The organism is Phytohabitans sp. LJ34 (assembly GCF_052068095.1).
Classification (GTDB): Bacteria; Actinomycetota; Actinomycetes; order Mycobacteriales; family Micromonosporaceae; genus Phytohabitans.
The window spans coordinates 136,831-154,627 of sequence record NZ_JBQHDG010000028.1; the positions used below are offsets into that span (position 1 = coordinate 136,831).

At 69.7% G+C, this 17,797-nt stretch carries 16 protein-coding genes; 10 read left to right on the forward strand and 6 right to left on the reverse strand.

Annotated elements, in window-relative coordinates; translation table 11 throughout:
* Nucleotides 1-16 precede the first annotated feature (16 nt).
* From ACTMTJ_RS38605 to ACTMTJ_RS38635, 7 genes are all read left to right on the forward strand, one after another.
* The gene (locus tag ACTMTJ_RS38605; RefSeq protein ID WP_441223700.1) at nt 17-1,162 is read left to right on the forward strand and encodes an acyl-CoA dehydrogenase family protein; all 1,146 of its coding nucleotides are present in this window, start codon (nt 17-19) and stop codon (nt 1,160-1,162) included.
* A complete protein-coding gene (locus tag ACTMTJ_RS38610) occupies nt 1,159-2,229 on the forward strand; it encodes an acyl-CoA dehydrogenase family protein (protein ID WP_441223701.1) in 1,071 nt (356 codons plus the stop codon). The genes ACTMTJ_RS38605 and ACTMTJ_RS38610 overlap by 4 nt, the downstream gene beginning before the upstream one ends.
* Nucleotides 2,226-3,104 carry an ATP-binding cassette domain-containing protein gene (locus ACTMTJ_RS38615; protein ID WP_441223702.1) on the forward strand — a complete coding sequence of 293 codons (879 nt, stop codon included), beginning with the start codon at nt 2,226-2,228 and terminating at the stop codon, nt 3,102-3,104. Before ACTMTJ_RS38610 ends, ACTMTJ_RS38615 begins: the two co-directional genes overlap by 4 nt.
* Nucleotides 3,101-4,606 (forward strand): fluoroquinolone export ABC transporter permease subunit, encoded by a 1,506-nt coding sequence (locus tag ACTMTJ_RS38620; RefSeq protein ID WP_441223703.1) that lies wholly within the window; start codon nt 3,101-3,103, stop codon nt 4,604-4,606. The genes ACTMTJ_RS38615 and ACTMTJ_RS38620 overlap by 4 nt, the downstream gene beginning before the upstream one ends.
* A gap of 137 nt (nt 4,607-4,743) precedes the next feature.
* Nucleotides 4,744-4,938, forward strand: a complete 195-nt coding sequence (locus ACTMTJ_RS38625; RefSeq protein ID WP_441223704.1) for a ferredoxin — start codon at nt 4,744-4,746, stop codon at nt 4,936-4,938.
* A 13-nt stretch (nt 4,939-4,951) separates the two neighbouring features.
* Nucleotides 4,952-5,254: a hypothetical protein gene (locus ACTMTJ_RS38630; RefSeq protein ID WP_441223705.1), complete on the forward strand. Its 303-nt coding sequence runs from the start codon at nt 4,952-4,954 to the stop codon at nt 5,252-5,254.
* Nucleotides 5,255-5,267: 13 nt separating this feature from the next.
* A complete protein-coding gene (locus ACTMTJ_RS38635) occupies nt 5,268-7,133 on the forward strand; it encodes an NAD(P)/FAD-dependent oxidoreductase (protein WP_441223706.1) in 1,866 nt (621 codons plus the stop codon).
* A gap of 230 nt (nt 7,134-7,363) precedes the next feature.
* Here ACTMTJ_RS38635 and ACTMTJ_RS38640 read toward each other — a convergent pair whose 3' ends face one another.
* The 6 genes from ACTMTJ_RS38640 to ACTMTJ_RS38665 are packed head-to-tail and all read right to left on the reverse strand — an operon-like array spanning nt 7,364 to nt 15,146.
* A complete protein-coding gene (locus ACTMTJ_RS38640) occupies nt 7,364-8,887 on the reverse strand; it encodes a DHA2 family efflux MFS transporter permease subunit (RefSeq protein WP_441223707.1) in 1,524 nt (507 codons plus the stop codon).
* Between the two features lie 27 nt (nt 8,888-8,914).
* Nucleotides 8,915-10,510, reverse strand: coding sequence for an ABC transporter permease (locus ACTMTJ_RS38645; protein ID WP_441223708.1), 1,596 nt, complete (start codon nt 10,508-10,510; stop codon nt 8,915-8,917).
* Nucleotides 10,507-11,427 (reverse strand): ATP-binding cassette domain-containing protein, encoded by a 921-nt coding sequence (locus ACTMTJ_RS38650; RefSeq protein ID WP_441223709.1) that lies wholly within the window; start codon nt 11,425-11,427, stop codon nt 10,507-10,509. Before ACTMTJ_RS38650 ends, ACTMTJ_RS38645 begins: the two co-directional genes overlap by 4 nt.
* Before the next feature lie 27 nt (nt 11,428-11,454).
* A complete protein-coding gene (locus tag ACTMTJ_RS38655) occupies nt 11,455-12,690 on the reverse strand; it encodes a cytochrome P450 (RefSeq protein WP_441223710.1) in 1,236 nt (411 codons plus the stop codon).
* A gap of 11 nt (nt 12,691-12,701) precedes the next feature.
* A complete protein-coding gene (locus ACTMTJ_RS38660; RefSeq protein ID WP_441223711.1) occupies nt 12,702-13,871 on the reverse strand; it encodes a hypothetical protein in 1,170 nt (389 codons plus the stop codon).
* Nucleotides 13,872-13,874: 3 nt separating this feature from the next.
* Complete coding sequence (locus ACTMTJ_RS38665; protein ID WP_441223712.1) at nt 13,875-15,146, reverse strand: phthiocerol/phthiodiolone dimycocerosyl transferase family protein; 1,272 nt, start codon at nt 15,144-15,146, stop codon at nt 13,875-13,877.
* A gap of 289 nt (nt 15,147-15,435) precedes the next feature.
* On the opposite strand from ACTMTJ_RS38665, the gene ACTMTJ_RS38670 reads away from it, so the two are divergent.
* The 3 genes from ACTMTJ_RS38670 to ACTMTJ_RS38680 form a co-directional block, all read left to right on the forward strand.
* A complete protein-coding gene (locus ACTMTJ_RS38670) occupies nt 15,436-16,242 on the forward strand; it encodes a PIG-L family deacetylase (RefSeq protein ID WP_441223713.1) in 807 nt (268 codons plus the stop codon).
* A 66-nt stretch (nt 16,243-16,308) separates the two neighbouring features.
* A complete protein-coding gene (locus tag ACTMTJ_RS38675) occupies nt 16,309-17,490 on the forward strand; it encodes a DUF418 domain-containing protein (RefSeq protein ID WP_441223714.1) in 1,182 nt (393 codons plus the stop codon).
* Between the two features lie 125 nt (nt 17,491-17,615).
* A partial coding sequence (locus ACTMTJ_RS38680; protein WP_441223715.1) for an S-adenosylmethionine synthetase N-terminal domain-containing protein occupies nt 17,616-17,797 on the forward strand: 182 nt, incomplete at its 3' end.

Sequence of the window (17,797 nt, forward strand, 5' to 3'; positions counted from 1 at the left end):
GCGGTCGAGGGTTCGAATGCGAAGTGACGAACTGGTCCGGCGGGTTCGGGCGTTTCTCGCCGAGCACGACCCGGCCACCAGCGAGCGGCTGCCGTTTCTGTGCGCCCGGTTCGACGCCGGGCTCGCCTGGGTGAGCTTTCCGGTCGGGCTGGGCGGGCTCGACCTGCCGTGGGATCTGCAACCGTTGGCCGATGCCGAGTTCGCTGCGGCCGGGGCGCCCGATGTCCAGCCACGGATCGGCATCGGGCTGGGCATGGCGGCGCCGACCATACTGCGGCACGGCACCAAGGAGCAGCACCGGCGCTGGCTGCGTCCACTATGGATCCAGCGGGACGTGTGGTGCCAGCTGTTCAGCGAGCCGGCCGCCGGCTCGGACCTGGCCGCCGTCTCCACCCGGGCGGTGCGTGAGCAGGATGGTGGCTGGGTCGTCGACGGGCAGAAGGTGTGGACGTCCACGGCGCACGAGGCCCGCTGGGCGCTTTTGCTGGCGCGCACCGACCCGTCCGCGTCCAAGCACGATGGGTTGACCTTCTTCGCCTGCGACATGACCGCCCCCGGCGTCGAGGTACGGCCGCTGCGGCAGATCACCGGCGAGGCGGAGTTCAACGAGGTGTTCCTGACCGGGGTACGTATCCCGGACGCGGACCGGGTCGGCGAGGTTGGGCAGGGCTGGCGGGTCGCCCGTACCACGCTGATGAACGAGCGGGTGGTGCTCGGCGGCGACCTGGTGCCGCGCGAGCACGGGATGATCGGTGTGGTCGCCCGGCAGTGGCGTGAGCGGCCCGAGGTGCGCACGCCGGCCGCGCGCGACGCGCTGCTGCGGTTGTGGGTCGCGGCCGAGGCGAGCCGGTTGACCGCACAGCGGCTGCGCGAGCAACTGGCCGCCGGGCAGCCCGGCCCGGACGGCTCCGCGGTCAAGCACGCTCACGCGCGGCTCAACCAGGAGATCTCCGGGTTCGAGCTGGAACTGCTCGGCGACGAGGCGCTGCGCTACGACGACTGGACGATGCGCCGACCGTCCATCAGGGACTGGCAGGGGCGCGTGCCGGCCTACCGATACCTGTACGCAAGAGCGAACTCCATCGAGGGTGGCACCTCGGAGATCTTGTGCAACATCATCGCCGAGCGGGTGCTCGGCCTGCCCCGCGAGGTGACCGCGTGATCAGCCTCCGGTACTCCGAGATCGAGGACGACCTGCGCGCCGGTGTACGCAAGGTGCTCACCGACCGGGCGCCGTGGCAGGCGGTACTGGCCCGGGTGGAAAGCTCCGAACCCTACGACACCGACCTGTGGCGGACGCTGTCGGCGGACGTGGGCTGCGCCGGTCTCGTCATCCCCGAGGATCGGGCAGGGGCGGGCGGCTCTTACCGGGAGGCCGCGGTGGTCGCCGAGGAGATGGGCCGGGCGGTCGCGCCGGTGCCGTACCTGGGCGCGGCGATGGCCACCGCCGCACTGCTGACCGGCCACGACTGCGGACTGCTGACCAAGGTGGCCACCGGTGCCGTCGTCGCGGTCCTCGCGCTGCCGCTGTCCACCCACCCCGGCGTCGGCCCGCCCGCGACCGTCACCGCCGACGGCGAACGGCTCACCGGCACGGTCGGCGGCGTGGCCGACGCGGCGGCCGCGGACCTGTTGCTGGTGCCCGCCAGCGGCCGGCTGTGGGCGGTGCCACGGGAGGTGGTCGAGGTATCCGCGGTCACCTCGCTGGACCTGACCCGGCCACTGGCCGACCTCACGCTGGCCGGCGCACCAGCCACCTGGGTGGCGAACGCCGGACCCGCGGTGGCGGCGGCGCTGCTCGCCGGCCGGGTGCTGCTGGCCAGCGAGCAGCTCGGTGTCGCCGAGTGGTGCCTGGACACCACCCTTGCCTACGTCAAACAGCGGCACCAGTTCGGCCGGCCGGTCGGTTCCTTCCAGGCAGTCAAACACCGGCTGGCCGAGCTGTGGGTGGAGGTCACCCAGGCCCGCGCGGTGGCCCGCTACGCGGCCGGCTGCCTCGCCGAGGGAGACCCAGACACGCCGGTAGCGGCGGCACTGGCACAGGCGCACTGCGGGCCGGTGGCGGTACACGCCGCGGAGCAGTGCGTGCAACTGCACGGCGCGATCGGGTTCACCTGGGAGCACCCGGCGCACCTGTACCTCAAGCGGGCCAAGGCGGACTCGATCGCGCTGGGCACGGCCGCCCAGCATCGGGACGCCCTTGGTGGACTGCTTACGATCGATCGATGAGCCACCCAGGTGACGGCGGTCCGGTGATCGAGGTAGAGGACCTGCGGGTCCGCTACCGCGGCGCCGACCGGTACGCCGTCGACGGCATGTCCTTCCACGTGGCTCGCGGTGAGGTGTTTGGATTTCTCGGGCCCAACGGCGCCGGCAAGTCCACCACGCAAAAGGTGCTGACCCGGCTGCTGCGCGGCTACGAGGGGCGGGCGGAGGTGCTCGGCCGTCCGGTCCACGCCTGGGGGCCGGACTACTACCAGCGCATCGGCGTCGGCTTCGAGCTGCCGGCCCACTTCGCGAAGCTCACCGCCGCGCAAAACCTCGAGGCGTTCGCCTCGCTGTTCGAGCCGCCGGTCGCCGACGCGCGCCGGCTGCTGGAACGGGTCGACCTCGCGGACGCGGCCGATCGTCCGGTGGCCACCTTCTCCAAAGGCATGCAGGTGCGCCTCGGTCTCGCCCGGGCCTTCGTCAACCTTCCCGACCTGGTGTTCCTGGACGAGCCGACCTCCGGTCTCGACCCGGTGCACACGGCCGCGGTCCGGGCGCTGATCCGGGAGCAGGTCGACCAGGGACGCACGATCTTCCTCACCACCCACGACATGGCCACCGCGGACCAGATGTGCGACCGGGTGGCCTTCGTGGTCTCCGGCACGATCGCCGACATCGACTCGCCACGGGGCTTCCGGCTGCGGTACGGGCACCACGGCGTGACCGTCGAGTACCGGGACGGAGACGCGCCCGCCCGCAGGGAGTTCCGGCTCGCCGAGCTGCCAACCGATCCCGACTTCCTGGAGCTCCTGCGCGCCGGCCGGGTGGAGACCATCCACACCACGGAGGCCTCGCTCGACGACGTGTTCGTGCGGATCACGGGTGGGCGGCTGTGACCGCACCAGCGGTGCGGCGCATCGCGGCGCTGACCCGCCTGGAGTGGCGGCTTGAGCTGCACGCGCAGATCCCCACCGTCGCGGCGGCGGTCTGCGTTATGTGGACGGTCGCACTGGCGGTGGTACCCGCGTCCGTGGCGGGGCGGCTGGGCACGGCCGTTCTCGTGCTGGACACCGCCACGTTCGGCGGGTTCTTCCTTCCCGCGCTGTTTCTTGGCGAGCGCACCGACGGCGCGCTCGCCGCGCTGCTTGTCAGCCCGCTGCGCTTCGCGGAGTACCTCGGCGTGCGGCTTGCCGTGCTGACCGGCCTGTCGCTCGCCGCCGCGGTGCCGGTCGGGCTGGCGGCGGCCCGGCTGCGCCCGCCTCAGCCGGCACTCGCACTGCTGGGCGTGGGTCTGGTCGCGATCCTCACGCTGCTGCTGGCGTTCGCGCTGGTGCAGCCGCACCGCACCCTGGTCGGGTACCTCACGACCGCGCCGATGGTGATCGCTCCGCTGCTGGCCGCGCCGCTGGCGCACATCGCGGGTGTCGCCGACCATCCCCTGCTGTACGCGCTGCCCACCACTGGCGGTGCCGACCTCATCGCCGCCGGGCTCACCGGCGGGGCGCTCACGCCGGCAGCGGGCGCCGCGGCGACCGGCTACCTGCTGCTGTGGATCGGCGGCGCGTACGTCCTGGCGCGGCGGCGCTTCCACCGGCACGCGGTGCAAGCCCCGGCCACCCGGCCCGCCCGGGTGGACAGGACACGGCGGATCCAGTGGCGGGGCGGCTGGGTGGTGACGTTCGCGCGGGCCGACATGCGCACCGCTCGCCTGGACCTCCTCCCCACCTTCCTGACGGTGGTGCCGGTCGCGCTGGCCGTTGGCATCCGGTTTGGGTACCCGTGGCTGGCCGACCTGGTGCGGGACCGCGCCGGATTCGACCTCGAACCGTACCGGCAACTGCTGCTCACCGTCGGTGTGGTCATCCACGTGCCGCTCATCATGGGCATGGTGGGCGCGCTGTTGACGCTCGACGACGTGGCCGAGCGCCGGCTCCAGCTGTTGCGGGTGACGCCGGTGACGCTGGAGCGCTACCTCGGGTACCGGATGGCGTTCACCGGCCTGCTGGCGCTGGCCAGCCTGTTGGTCGCCGTGCCGCTCTGCGGCCTCGTGCCCAACGCCTTGCCCGCACTGCTGCCGGCGATCGTGCTAGGTGCCGCGCAGGCGCCGCTGATCATGTTAACGGCCGCCGCCTTCGCCGGTGACCGGACGCAGGGCGTCGGGATCCTGAAGGTCCTCAGTGGACTGCTCCTGCTGTTGGCCGTCGCGCCCTGGTGGTTGCCCTCACCGCTGCGCTGGCTCGGTCTGCTGACGCCGCCGGGCGCGGTCACCCTCGTGCAGTGGCGCCCGCACAGCGCCGCGGACGTCGTGATCGGATGCTGCGTCGGAGCCACTACCGCTCTCGCCGTCGCCGTCACGCTGCGCCGGCGCATCGTCAGGCGATTCACCGACGGCGCCTGACGTTTTCCCAGGTGGTCCATTGCGGACAGGTGGCCAACCGTCATGAAGCGTCCACTCCCGATCGGCGCCCGCGCCGGTGAGCATGGTCTGAAAGGAACTGTGTCCACCCGCGACTGACTCCAGCTGGGAGTTGGGCCATGAAGGTCGCTGCTGATCGCATCACGTGCTTGGGGATGGGCCTCTGCGAGGTCACGGCGCCAGGCGTCTTCGAGGTTGGTGACGACGGCGCGGTGCTCGTCCTCGCCGAACACGTCGCCCCGGACCAACTGGACACCGTCACGGCGGCGGTCGAAGGGTGCCCCACCGAAGCCTTGTCGCTCATCCAGGACTAAGGAAAGGACCAACATGTCGTTGACCGGTACCTGGCAGCTCTCGATCGCCACTCCGGTGGGTGACCGGAAGTTCGAGCTCGACCTGGTGCAACACGGGCCCGACCAGATCTCCGGCCAGAGCAGGTACGAGCAGGAAGAGGCGCAGGAGCTGACGAATCCGCAACTGGAGGGCAACACGCTGAGCTGGACGTCGAAGATCACCCGGCCGATCAAGGTCATCGCCAAGATGGAGCTGACTTTCGACGGCGACTCCGTCACCGGCATGGCGAGGGCCGGGGTGTTCCCGGCCAAGATCACCGGTCGTCGGGCGTCGTGAAGGGAGCCGGGTGATGTCCGAAACAGTGCGCGCTGACGTTTGCGTCATCGGCGCCGGTATCGTCGGTCTACACAACGCCTTACAGTACGCGCGACGCGGATTCAGCGTCGTGGTCGTCGACGAGCTGACCGAACGCAGCAAGAGCGCCTACAAGGTCGGCGAGTCCCTGCTCATCTTCTCGAACGCGTTCCTGCGCACGATCGGCGAGCTCGACAAGGAGCTCTCCGAATCCTTCGAGAAGCGAGGTGTCTGGTTCAGCTACGGCCTGGAAGGCAAGACCAGCTTCGAAGGCAACGTCTCGGAATGGGGCTTCCAGCACGCCATCCCGGAGCGCTGGAAGGACGCGTTCACCGACAAGAAGTTCCAGCGGACCATGTTCGGCGACTGCCAGATCGTCCGGCCGGAGATCGAGGCCGTGCTCCGCGACCGCCTCAAGCAGTTCGAAAGCATCACCCTGATCGACCGCGGCCTCGTCCGCGACCTGGAACTGGGCGGCTCACGCGGATCGGACGCCGACCACGTCGTGACCTGGCGGTCCAAGGACAACAGCGCCGAGGGCACGGTCCATGCCCGCTGGCTTGTCGACTGCTCGGGCCGGGCTCGGCTGCTCGTCAAGCGTTTTGGGCACGACGTCCCCCTCGACGACGACTTCGTCAGCTCATCGGTCTGGGGACAGTTCTCCGGCTGCACCGACGAGTTCTTCGACGAGCGGTGGAACTTCCAGTTTCCCGACGGCGACGTGGTGCGGCGCGACCTGGACACCGTCCACCTGTGGGGTGACGGCTACTGGATCTGGCTCATCCGGCTCACCGACGACCGGATCAGCGTGGGCGTCAGCCTGCACAAGACCCGGACCGACCTGGACCGCAACCTCCGCACGGCGTTCTGGCAGATCATCCGCCGCTACCCGATGCTCGACTGGCTCCAGCCGGAGAACGTCCTGGACTTCTCGGCCTACCGCGATCTCCAGTACATCAGCGACACCTACGTCTCGCCCGAGCGGTACGTCATCGTCGGCGACGCGTCGTCCATCATCGACGCCTACTACAGCCAGGGCATCTCACTGTCGCTGGCCACCTCGTGGCACGGCGCCAACATCGTCGAACGCGACCTGCGCGAGGGTGTCCTCGACACCAAGTACATCAAGCGGGTGAACGACGCTGTACTCGCCGACTGGCGGATCATGCGCAGCATGGTCCAGTCGAAGTACGGCCGGGCCATCGCGGACAGCCGGTTCTTCATCCTCGATCACTGGATCGACTACCTCGTCTTCGGCTCGGCCACCGGCATCAGGTGGGGGATCTCGCGCTGGCTGTCCCAGACCGACGGCTACACCAGCAACGAGACGCCCGACCTGGCCAAGCTACGGACGCGCCTGAGCCGACGGCTTTTCCTGTCCCAGTCGGTGGTGCCGTTCAGCTCGGTGCATCCCGCACGGGTCGCGCGTTTTGTCGAACGGCTGCACGAGCGGGCCGCGCGGCGCGCCATCTGGCGGATGGACCACGGCGTCAACCTGCGCGCGACCACCGGCGCCATGCGGGCGGACGCGCCGATGCCGGCGCTGTGGCGGCTGCCGTTCCTGCGGTTCAGGCGGCGCGCGGACCTGACCATGAAGGCCATCAAGGAGCCTTCGTTCATCGACCTCAAGGTCGGCTCCAGGCCACCCGCCGTTACCAAGACGTTCGGGGTTTTCCTCCTCGTCATCACCGCGTGGGCGCTGGGTTACGACGTCGCTGACACCGCGGTGCGCCGCGCGATCCACGGCGTACGTGGCCTGTTCGGGCGCGACCGGCGCGGAAAGGTATACGGCGCCGAGGAGGTCGCCCGGGAAAGGACGCAAACCGAGTCGCAGCTCTCTCGAACCGCGGCTGACGTCTAGCCTCACCCGGGGCCGGTACCGACGGTCCAGGCCGCACGGGCCGGCCACGGTCCTCGCGATCCGCTTGGGTTGGCGCGGTCGAATATGAGCGTGACGACGGCGCGCGCCTCAGGCGCGCATGCCATCGGCGAGGGGCCTGGCTGATCCGCGAAGGTGCCACCGACGTCGCTTTCGCCGGCGGCACCGGAGCGGCGGCGAGCCCCGTCGCCATCGCGGCGTTCGGGACGGGCCTACTTGTCGACGGCCTGTAACACGGCCGGCGCGGCCGGCTCCCGCACTGGCTTGCGCAAGAACACGTAGGCGAGTCCGGTCCCGGCGAGCATGGCCGCCGCGGCCACCCAGAGGGTGGTGTGCATGGCGTGGAGGAACGCCTCACGCACCGACGCCTCCAGGTGGGGCAGGTCCAGATCGCGTGCCTCGTCGACGCCGGCCGTCGCGCTGCGCCGCACGGTCCGCGCCTCGTCGTCACTCAGTCCGGACACGTCGACGCCGGCGCGGTACGTGAGGTTGAGCACCGTGCCGAGGAGGCCCACGCCGACCGTGCTGCCGAACTGCCGCAGCACCTGGACGAGCCCGGAACCCACGCCGCTGCGCGCCACGGGCAGTGATCCGAGGGCGAGGTTGAGCGACATCGGCAGGGCGAACCCCAGGCCGAGCCCGAGGATCGCCAGCCACACGGCGGTCAGCCAGTACCCGCTGCCGACCCGCGTCGCGGTGCCGACCACCAGGCCTGCGGTCATGAGGGCGAAGCCGAGCGGGATGACGGAACGAGGACCGTACCTGCCTTGGATCCGCTCGGCGACCGGGACTCCGACGAGCATCCCGGCCACGACCGGAAGCAGGCGCAAACCCGTTTCCAGTGCGCTGGTGCCGTCGATGGCCTGGAAGTAGAGCGGAAGCATGAACAGCGCGCCCATCAGTCCGAAGGACGCGAGTGTGCCCAGCGCCGCGCCCCAGGAGAAGTCGCTGTTGCGAAACAGGCCCAGGTCGACCAGTGGACTCTTCGCCCGGCGCGACCAGATGACGAACGCGACCAGCAGGGCCAGGCCCAGGGTCATCGCCGCGGGTGCCACCCCGGACCGCATGCCGTGCCGTCCGGCGTCGATCATGCCGAACGTCAGCGCGGTGAGGCCGAGGCTGGACAGCGCGATACCGGTCAGGTCGATGTGCACCTCGCGGGAGCCGGGCGCGGGCGGGATCAGCAGCACCAGCGCGATCGCCGTCACGACCAGCAGCGGCACGTTGATCAGGAAGGCCGAACCCCACCAGTACTGCTCGAGCAGCCAGCCGCCGAGCACGGGGCCGAGCGGTATGCCGGCGGCGGTGGCGGTCGCCCAGATGGACAGCGCCTTGCGGCGTTCCTCGGGCGGGAATACCACAGTGAGTATCGAAAAGGACAGCGGCAGCATGAACGCGGCGGCGATGCCGAGTAAGACGCGGGCCGCGATCAGCATCTCAGGCGAGGTGCTGTACGCGCAGGCGACGGAGGCCAGGGTGAAGAGCATGACGGCCGCGACCAGCAGGCGCTTCTGGCCGAAGCGGTCGCCCAGCAGGCCGGCCGGCAGCATGCCTGCGGCGAGCACCAAGGTGTAGGCGTTGTTGAACCACTGAAGCTCGGTGATCGAGGCGCCCAGGTCCGCGGCGAGCGTGGGCTGGGCGACGTTGAGAATCGCGCCGTCCAGGCCGATCGCGAGCAACGGCACCGCGAGAAAGCCCAGCACCCACCACCGGCGCGGATCGGAGTCGTGCGGCATGCTTCCGCCCTTCTGGTTCGTCTCGGACTAGCCGATGTCGCGCCGGCGGACGCCGATCAGGCCGACGAGCACGAGCGATCCGCTGATGACCGTCAGCCAGATCAGCGGAGTGGCCGCGAAGGTGCCACCGGGCAGCCGCGGCACGTGGTGGAACGGCGACACGTCCAGCAGCCAGCCGTTGAGGTCGAGCATCGCGCCGAACTCTCCCAGCAGCGCGAAGAACGCCACGGCGGCCCAGACGAGCGGCGCCCATCGCGGCACCAGCCCGAACGCCGCGATCGCCAGACCCGGCAGCACCCACACGGCGGGTAGCTGCGCCAGCGCCGCACCGAGCAGCTGGGCGACGTGGTGCGCGACGTCGCCGTTCGCCGCCCCCCGGACCACGCCGGCGCCGGCACCGGCCGCCGCCATGAGCAGTACCGGCCCGCCGAAGGCGAAACCCAGGTGACTCACTGTCCACTCGAGCCGGGACACCGGTGTGGCCAGCAGCGGCTCGGCCCGGTGCTCGAGCTCTTCGCCTCGCAGCCGCAGCACCGCCTGGATCGCGTACAGGGCGGCGACTGTGCCGATGTACACGAGCACCACCGCCAGGAATGTGTCGGCGGCCGCACCGCTGCCACCGAGCCGTTCGAACATCACCCGCAGCCGTGGGTTGTCGTCGAGCATCCGCACCGCTCCCTGCGCCGCGCCGCCGACGACCAGACCACCCACGGCGAACGCGGCCGTCCAGGCGAACAGGGCGCCGCGGTGCAGCCGCCACGCCAGCGCATAGGGGCTGCTGAGTCTCGGCCCGCCGGCGGCCGGGCCGAGCCGCGCCGGCAGCAGGCCGGCACCGAGGTCTCGGCGCGACTCGACCGCGAAGGCCAGGCCGACGAGGAGCGCGACGAGCGCGGCGATCGGCGCGAACAGCCACCAGCGCTCGTCGGCGAATGGCCTGACCCGCTGCACGAGGCCGAACGGCGAGGTCCACGACAGCCAGGACAGGCCGTTGTCGGAGTTCAGATCGCCGATGACCCGCAGCAGGAACGCGCCGCCCAGCACCGCGGCGGCGATCCCGCGCGCGGACCGGGCGCTCTCGGTCAACTGGGCGCAGAGGACGGCCACCGCGCCGAACACCATGCCGACAGCGGCCACCGCGAGTCCTTCCGCGACCGATCCCGCGACCGGCAGTCCACGCCCGATCAGGCCGAGCACGATGAGGGTGGCGAGCGCGGCGGTGCTGCCGAACGTGACGACCAGCGCCGCGGCGGCGGACGCGTGGCGCCCCACGGCAGTGGAGCCGAGGAGCTCCCGGCGCCCCACCTCTTCGTCAGCGCGGGTGTGCCGGACGACCGTGAGCAGGGCGGCGATCGCCGCACCGAGCAGGACGAACACGCTGCGCCACGCGGCGAGGCCGCCGATCGAGGAGCTGAACACCGGGCCGTACATGGCGACCAGCGACGGGTTGTCCGCCACGGACGCGGTGAACTCCTGCCGGCTCGCCGCTGTCGGGTACAGCCACTGCACTCCAGCCGCGAAGCCGATCAGGACGACCGCGAGGAGCGGCACCCAGACCGCGGTCACCACCCGCTCGCGTCGCAGCACCAGCCGGGCCAGCATGCCGGTGCCGACGAGACCGGTCACGTGCCCACCACCTGATCCGCCCGGCCCCTGGTGTAGTGGCGCATGAACAGCTCCTCAAGTGTGGGCGGTCGGCTGACCAGACCGCGTACACCGGCCGCGACCAGATGGCTCAACACCAGGTCCAGGGCTTCGGCCTCGACCTGGCAGCTGACCCGCCGGCCGTCGATCCACACGCTGTGCACCCCCGGCAGCTCGTCCAATCCGACCAGAGGCCGGGTCAGCTCGGCGCTGATCGACGTACGGCTCAGGTGGCGCAGCTCGGCGAGGGCGCCGGTCTCCACTGTGCGGCCGGCGCGGATGATGCTGACCCGTTCGCACAGCGTCTCCACTTCGGCCAGAATGTGGCTGGACAGCAGGACGGTGCGGCCACGCTGCTTCTCCTCGGCGACGCAGTCGCGGAAGACCGCCTCCATCAACGGGTCCAGGCCCGATGTCGGCTCGTCGAGCACGAGCAGCTCCACATCGGACGCGAGCGCGGCGATCAGCGCCACCTTTTGCCGGTTTCCCTTCGAGTAGGCGCGCCCTAGCTTGCGGGGGTCGAACTCGAAGCGGTCGATCAGCCTCGCGCGGCGGGCCGGGTTCAGTCCGCCGCGCAGCCTGCCGAGCAGATCGATGATCTCGCCGCCGGACAGTGTCGGCCAGAGTGTCACGTCGCCGGGAACGTACGCGAGGCGGCGGTGCAGTGAGACGGCGTCGCGCCACGGGTCGCCGCCGAGCACGCGTACCGTGCCGCTGTCCGGACGGATCAGACCCAACAGGACGCGAAGCGTCGTCGACTTGCCCGCACCGTTCGGCCCGAGAAACCCGTGCACCTCCCCGGTGTTCACGGAAAGGTCGAGACCGTCCAGCGCACGCGTGCGTCCGAAGTTCTTGACCAGCCCTGATATCGATATGGCACTCTGCGGCGCGCTACGCAAGGGATGCCTCCTGCGCGGTCGGCTCCCCTAGCTCGCGTCCGCGTCCCAGGTGACCGGCACGCTGTAGACCCCGTAGAGCGTGGCGTCGGACTTGAACGGCATCTCCTCCACCGGGGCGGCCAGCCGCAGGGTCGGTATCCGGGAAAACAGCGTCTTGAACACGATCTCCAGCTCCAGCCGGGCGAGATTGCCGCCGAGGCACTGGTGTGCGCCGTGACCAAACCCGAGGTGGTTCTTGGCGCCGCGCCGGACGTCGAACCGCTCCGGGTGCTCGTAGACCTCGTCGTCCCAGTTGGCCGCCACGGCGGCGCAGATGACGCCGTCGCCCTTGCGCATCACGACACCGCCGATCTCGACGTCCTCGAGCACCGCACGCGACATGTCCGCGATGCCGAAGTAGCGCAGGGATTCCTCGACCGCGTTGCCGACGAGTTCGGGGTTCTCGCGCATCAGGGCCAGCTGGTCGGGGTTCTCCAGCAGCACGATGGTGCCGAGCGAGATCATGTCCGTCGTGGTGATGTGTCCGGCGATCAGCATCAGCCGGGCCAGGTTCGTGATGTCCTCACGAGTCATCACGGCTTCTTCGCGGTTCTTCACGATCAGGCGCCCGAGCAGGTCGTCGGTCGGGTCCTTCTCCTTGGCGATGACCAGCTCGTGCAGGTAGGTGGCGAGCTCCTGGCCCGCCGCGGCCCGGACCTGCGGGCTGTTGTCGCGGCTGACGATCCGCATGGCGAGCGGTTGGAAGAAGTCACGATCGGGGTAGGGGATGCCGAGCAGTTCCGAGATCACCAGGGAGGGCACCGGCATCGCTAGCTCGGCGACCAGGTCGGCTGGGCGGTCCGCGGCGAGAAGCGCGTCGACGCGTTCGTCCACGATCTGCTGGATGCGCGCACGCAGGACCTGCATCCGCTTCATCGTGAACTCGGGAATCAGCATGCGCCGGTGCGCCGGGTGCTCCGGCGGGTCCATCGAGATCAGCGAGAGGTTCAGCTGCTTGAGCATGCCCGGCGGCACCGGCAGCATGAGCGGAAACCCCGGTGCGGTGCGGTCCGAGCTTAGCCGCGGGTCGACCATCAGCTGCTTCACCTCTTCGTGCCGGGTGACCAGCCAGGCGGTCAGGCCGGACGGCAGGGTGACTTTGGCGACCGGCCGATCCGGGCGCAGCATCGCGTACTCGGCGGGCGGGTGCATGGGGCACCCTCGGGCCATGGGAAACGCAAGCGACTGCTCTTCGGCAGCGCTGGCGAGGATGGACTCGGTCATCGATACCGCTCCTACACTGGATTGACCTGGTACATCGGGAAGTACGTGCTCAGCTTTTCCATCCGGTAGTCCTGGGCGAGCACGGGGATCTCGTCAAAGCCGTAGATCGCGTCCGGATCGATGTCGGCGATCCAGCCGGTCTCCTCCTGGTAGTCCCGCATCACCGGCGAATCCTGGAAACGCCAGACATGCGTGTGCACATGCAGGTGGCGCTTGATGCATTCGGTGGCTCGACGGTTGAGCAGGTCCATCCCGCCTTTCCAGCCCGCGGTCGTCACCACGCCCTCCCGGGCCAGCGACTTCAGCGTTGCCTTGTACACCGGTGCGCCGATGTAGTCGACGAATATCGCGACGCCCGCGTCGTCGCTGAGGTCGGAGATCACCCGCAGGAACTCCCGTTCGGAGGCGCGGTAGCGGCGTTCCGCGATCGCGTCGAACTGCCCGCTGGGCCCGTTTCTCGCCAGATCCGGAAAGAGTCTGCGGTCGACCGGCTCGATTCCTTTGCTCCGCACATAGGCGAGCCGGTCGTCGCTGCTCGCCGTCATCGCCACCCGAAAGCCGGCACGCCGGGCCAGCTCCAGTTGGGCGACGGAGACGCCGCCGCCCCAGCCGAACACCAGATGGTCGCCCGGGTCGACGTTGTCCAGCTGCGCCTTCCAGCAGCGGAGGGCGACTTTCCAGTTGTCCCAGGCGGTGAAGTAGCGCGCGTAGGCGGCCCACTGCGGCAGTGAGTAGGCGCTGTCCTGGGGAACGGGAAGCAGGTTTTCGGCCCGCACCTTGGTGCGTTTGGCCATCAGGCCGACGGTCCCCGGCATGTCGAAGGCGTAGACGAGTTCGGCGTAGCCGTGGCGGTCTTGTTTGCCGAACGGCATGACCATGCACACGTCGCCCTCGCGCAACGTGGTCCGGGCAAGGGATCCGGGTCGCAGCACTCGGACGATGCCGAGGTTGCCGATGACCGTCGACTCTTCGCCGCGCTGCCGGCACACGTCGATCGGGTCGCGGGTCAACGCGTGGTCCATGTTGGCCTCGTAGGACCCGAACAGCGGTTCGACAAGCACCTCGTCCTCGTCGGGCTCGGGGAACGAGAAGGTTTCCCGGCGTAGCACGTCCTCGACGAAGGTCGGTCGCTCCGCATGCGCCGGATGCGCGTACAGCACCCAGGCGTCGGTCTTGATCATCGGCTATCCCCTACCGACCGCGGCCATCAGGATCGCCAGCGTGTCGTCCGTGACACGGGCCGCGCGCTCGGCCGAGCTCTGCCCCTCGACATAGCAGGTGTTGAGGTGGAGCACGCCGTTGCTCGTCACCGCGCAGATGGCCATCTGGCCGGTGACCGACATGGTGGAGAAGAACTGAACCGCCGACAGCTCCCAGTCCCCGACTCGGTCGGGGAAGTCGACCCGGCCCAGGTTGGAGACCAGCACGGCCCCGGCCGCCCGGTCGTCGATCCCGTCGACGAAGCGCGTGCTGGTCGCGAGGGACTTCGGCGCGAACTTGCGCATGAGAGCGATGGAGGACAGGTGTGCCCGCAGCCGCAATCGCTTCCTGAGGTCCTTGTTGAACTGGCGGGCGACGGCCCAGAAGTCGGCGTTCGGGTCCACGTTCACGTACGTCTGCGTGACGCACATGTAGTTTCCGACGTCGCTCTTTGTCAGTGGCGGGGACAGCTCCGCGCGGGCTTGGACGGGCGTGCGGATGGTGACTTTGCCGTTCGTGATGCCGATCTCGCGGCCGACCGCTCGGGCGGTGGCTGTCGACAGCGCAGCGTGGACGGTCACGCCTCTGCGCCGGCAGGTGGACAGCAACGCATCGAGCTGGTCGCCGGACAGCTTGCGGAGCAGCAGTCGGGTGCGTTTGTCCGCCGGTGGTACGTGTCGCTCCGGTGCCATGGGCTTCGTGTGCGCCCGAAGCGACGCCATGTGCTCGGTGAACACCGTCGCAATGGCGCGGCCGAGACCGCGGACGCCGCGCGGCAGCGCGTAGCCGATCGGGGGCACCGGCTCTCGGGAGACGACACGGCGTGGCTCGTCACTGTTCGGATCCCACTCCGCGGCGTAGCGCAGCAGTTGGGCGAGCATGCCGACCCGGGCGGTGGCGTCGACGATGGTGTGCGACATCGTCAGGATCAGGTCGTGGGTCTCCGCGTCGGTGCCGGCGCCCCGCACCACGTCGACCAGCCGGGCCATCGGGGCGGTGGTGGTGTCCACCGGCTCCCTCATCTCGCGGGTGTCGAGCTCCCGTTCGGCCGCCTGCTCGTCGTCGGCATCGGCGTGCACGATCCGGATCGGCATGACCGGGCCGGTGGCGGGCTCGAACCGTGGATCGGTGCCATCCGGCTTGGCGTGGATCGAGACCCGTAACAGGGGCTGCTCGGCGACCACCGCGGCCGCCGCCCAGGCCAGCTGCTCCGGAACAAGCCGGCCGCGCACCTGCACCCACGCGAACCCGTTCATCGGCGAAATCTGATGCGAGATCCACAGCCAGCGCTCGACGGGGCTCAGTAGCCTGCGGACCTCGCTCGCGTGTCTGCCGACACCGGACTTTTCGGTGGAGGTATTGAGGGCCATCCGCACGGCTCCTTCCGAGGACGGGGCATCAACCGCCTACGCTGGCTATCTTTTGCGCCCCCTTCTCGTCCCGGAAGTGGTCTGTTCGTGCCAGGGCGTACGGTGTCCCCAACCTGTCGGCCTCCTCTCGTTCAGCTCTCTGTGGTCCGCTGAGATTGCCATCTAGGGTGCGAGCATGGGACTGACACTGATGGCGGTGCACGCGCACCCCGACGACGAAGTGATCAGCACAGGAGGGATCCTCGCCCGCTACGCCGCCGAGGGCGTGCGAACGGTGCTGGTGACGTGCACCAACGGTGAGCAGGGCGACGGCCCCGGCGGCATCAAGCCGGACCAGGACGGGCACGACGAGGCTGAGGTCGTCCGGCTTCGGCTGGAGGAGCTCCAGACGTCGGCCGGCCACCTGGGCATCGACCATGTGGAGCTGCTGGGCTACCGGGACTCGGGGATGCCGGGCTGGGAGGCGAACAACCACCCCGAGGCGTTCAGCAACATCCCCGTGGCCGACGCCGCCGCTCCCCTCGCGGCGCTGATGCGGCGGTACCGGCCCGACGTCGTCGTGACGTACGACGAGAACGGCGGGTATGGCCATCCCGACCACATCCAGGCCCACCGCATCGCCGTGGAAGCGTCAAGAACGACCGGTATTCCGCGCAAGTTCTACCACACCGCCATCCCCCGTGGCGCGCTCCGAGAGCTGTTCGAGCACATGCGGGATGCCGGCATCGAGCTCGGCTTCGAGCCGCCGGAGGACTTCGGCATCCCGGACGACGAGGTCAGCACGAGAGTGGACGTGTCTCCCTACGCGGAGGGCAAGTGCAAGGCACTCGAGGCGCACACAAGTCAGGGCGAGAACATGTTCTTCCTGTTCCTGCCGCGCGAGATCCAGCACCTGGTTTTCGCGAAGGAATACTTCATCCTTCAGCACGGCGACGTCCACCCATCCGGTGGCGAGGACGACCTCTTCGCCGGCCTGCGCTAGCCCTGTGCCCTACGTGGCATGTTCTGCCCAAGCGACGGTGGGCCTCTAACGGCCTAGCGTGGGCCCATGACACAATCGACAGTCACCTCGCCATTACGGGCGGCGACGGCGGGGCCGGTACCCCGCGCCGCCCGCGCGCTCGCGCCGGACCTGGCCCGCGGCGGGATGCTGTTGTTCATCGCGCTCGCGAACGCGGCAAACTTCGCCTTCGCCGGCCAACCCGGTCTCGACGGTACGCCGCATGGGCTCCAACGGGTCCTCAACTTCTTCTTGGCAACCTTTGTGGACAGTCGCGCGTACCCGGTGTTCGCGATCATGTTCGGCTACGGCGTGGTGCAGTTGGCTCGCCGAAGCGATGCCGCCGGCACCGCCACGCGCGCGGTCCTGTTGCGCCGCAACGCTTTGCTCGTCGGCTTCGGCGCCGCCCACGCCACACTGCTCTACTACGGCGACTACCTCGGCGCGTACGGCATCGTCGGGGTCGTGGCGACGGTCCTGCTGCTGCGCCGCGGCGACCGGTTCCACCACATCGTTTTGTTTCTGTGGGGCCTGCAACTCGCCTCCGTCGTGGTGATCGCCGCCAGGCTGACCGCCAGCGCCCGAAGCGGTGACGCGATCGTCACCAACTCCCCTAACCCGTCCTTGGCCGCCAACTCCTACGACAGCTCCATTGTGGACCGGATACAGGAGTGGCCGGCGCACACCGCCTCTGTGCTGCCGTTCATCGTGATCGTCTGGCTGGGCATGTGGGCCGGCCGCCGCCACATCCTGGAGGAACCGGCGGCGCACCGGGTCCTGCTGCGCCGCGTCGCGGTCGGCGCTCTCGCCATCACGTTCCTCGGTGGGCTGCCATACGCGCTGGCCGCCGCCGGCACCATTCACGTCGACACCGCCACACTCGATGCCATGACCTACCTACACACGGCCAGCGGCATGTCCGGTGGCCCGGGCTACGTCGCCCTGTTCGGTCTGCTGGCACTGCGGTTCTCGGACAGCCGGCGGCGGCCCGCGGTCGACGCGGTCGCCACGCTCGGACGGCGATCCTTGAGCGGATACCTGTTCCAGTCGGTGGCCTGGACCGTGCTCTTCGTCCCGTTCACCCTCGACCTCGGCGGCTCCACGTACACCGCGTTCGCCGCCGCCGTCGTGGTGTGGTTCACGTCGGTGCTGGTCGCGAGCGCCATGGAGTCGCGTCGGCGACGCGGACCGGCTGAGTGGCTACTCAGGCGCCTGACGTACGGCCGATGACACCGGCCACACGTCAACATGCTGGTCCGATGCGGACACTCGCCGGACCGTCCTCAACCGTCCACTCCCGCTCGCCGCCCGGACCCGCGACGATGTGGTGAGCCGAACTCACCAGGGAGAGGTCGATGGCGCGTCGTCTGTTTACGTCCGAGTCGGTCACGGAGGGCCACCCGGACAAGATCGCTGACCAGATCAGTGACGGCATTCTCGACGCGTTGCTCGCCCAGGACCCGCGTAGCCGGGTCGCGGTCGAGACGCTGATCACGACCGGTCAGGTGCATGTGGCCGGTGAGGTCACCACCAAGGC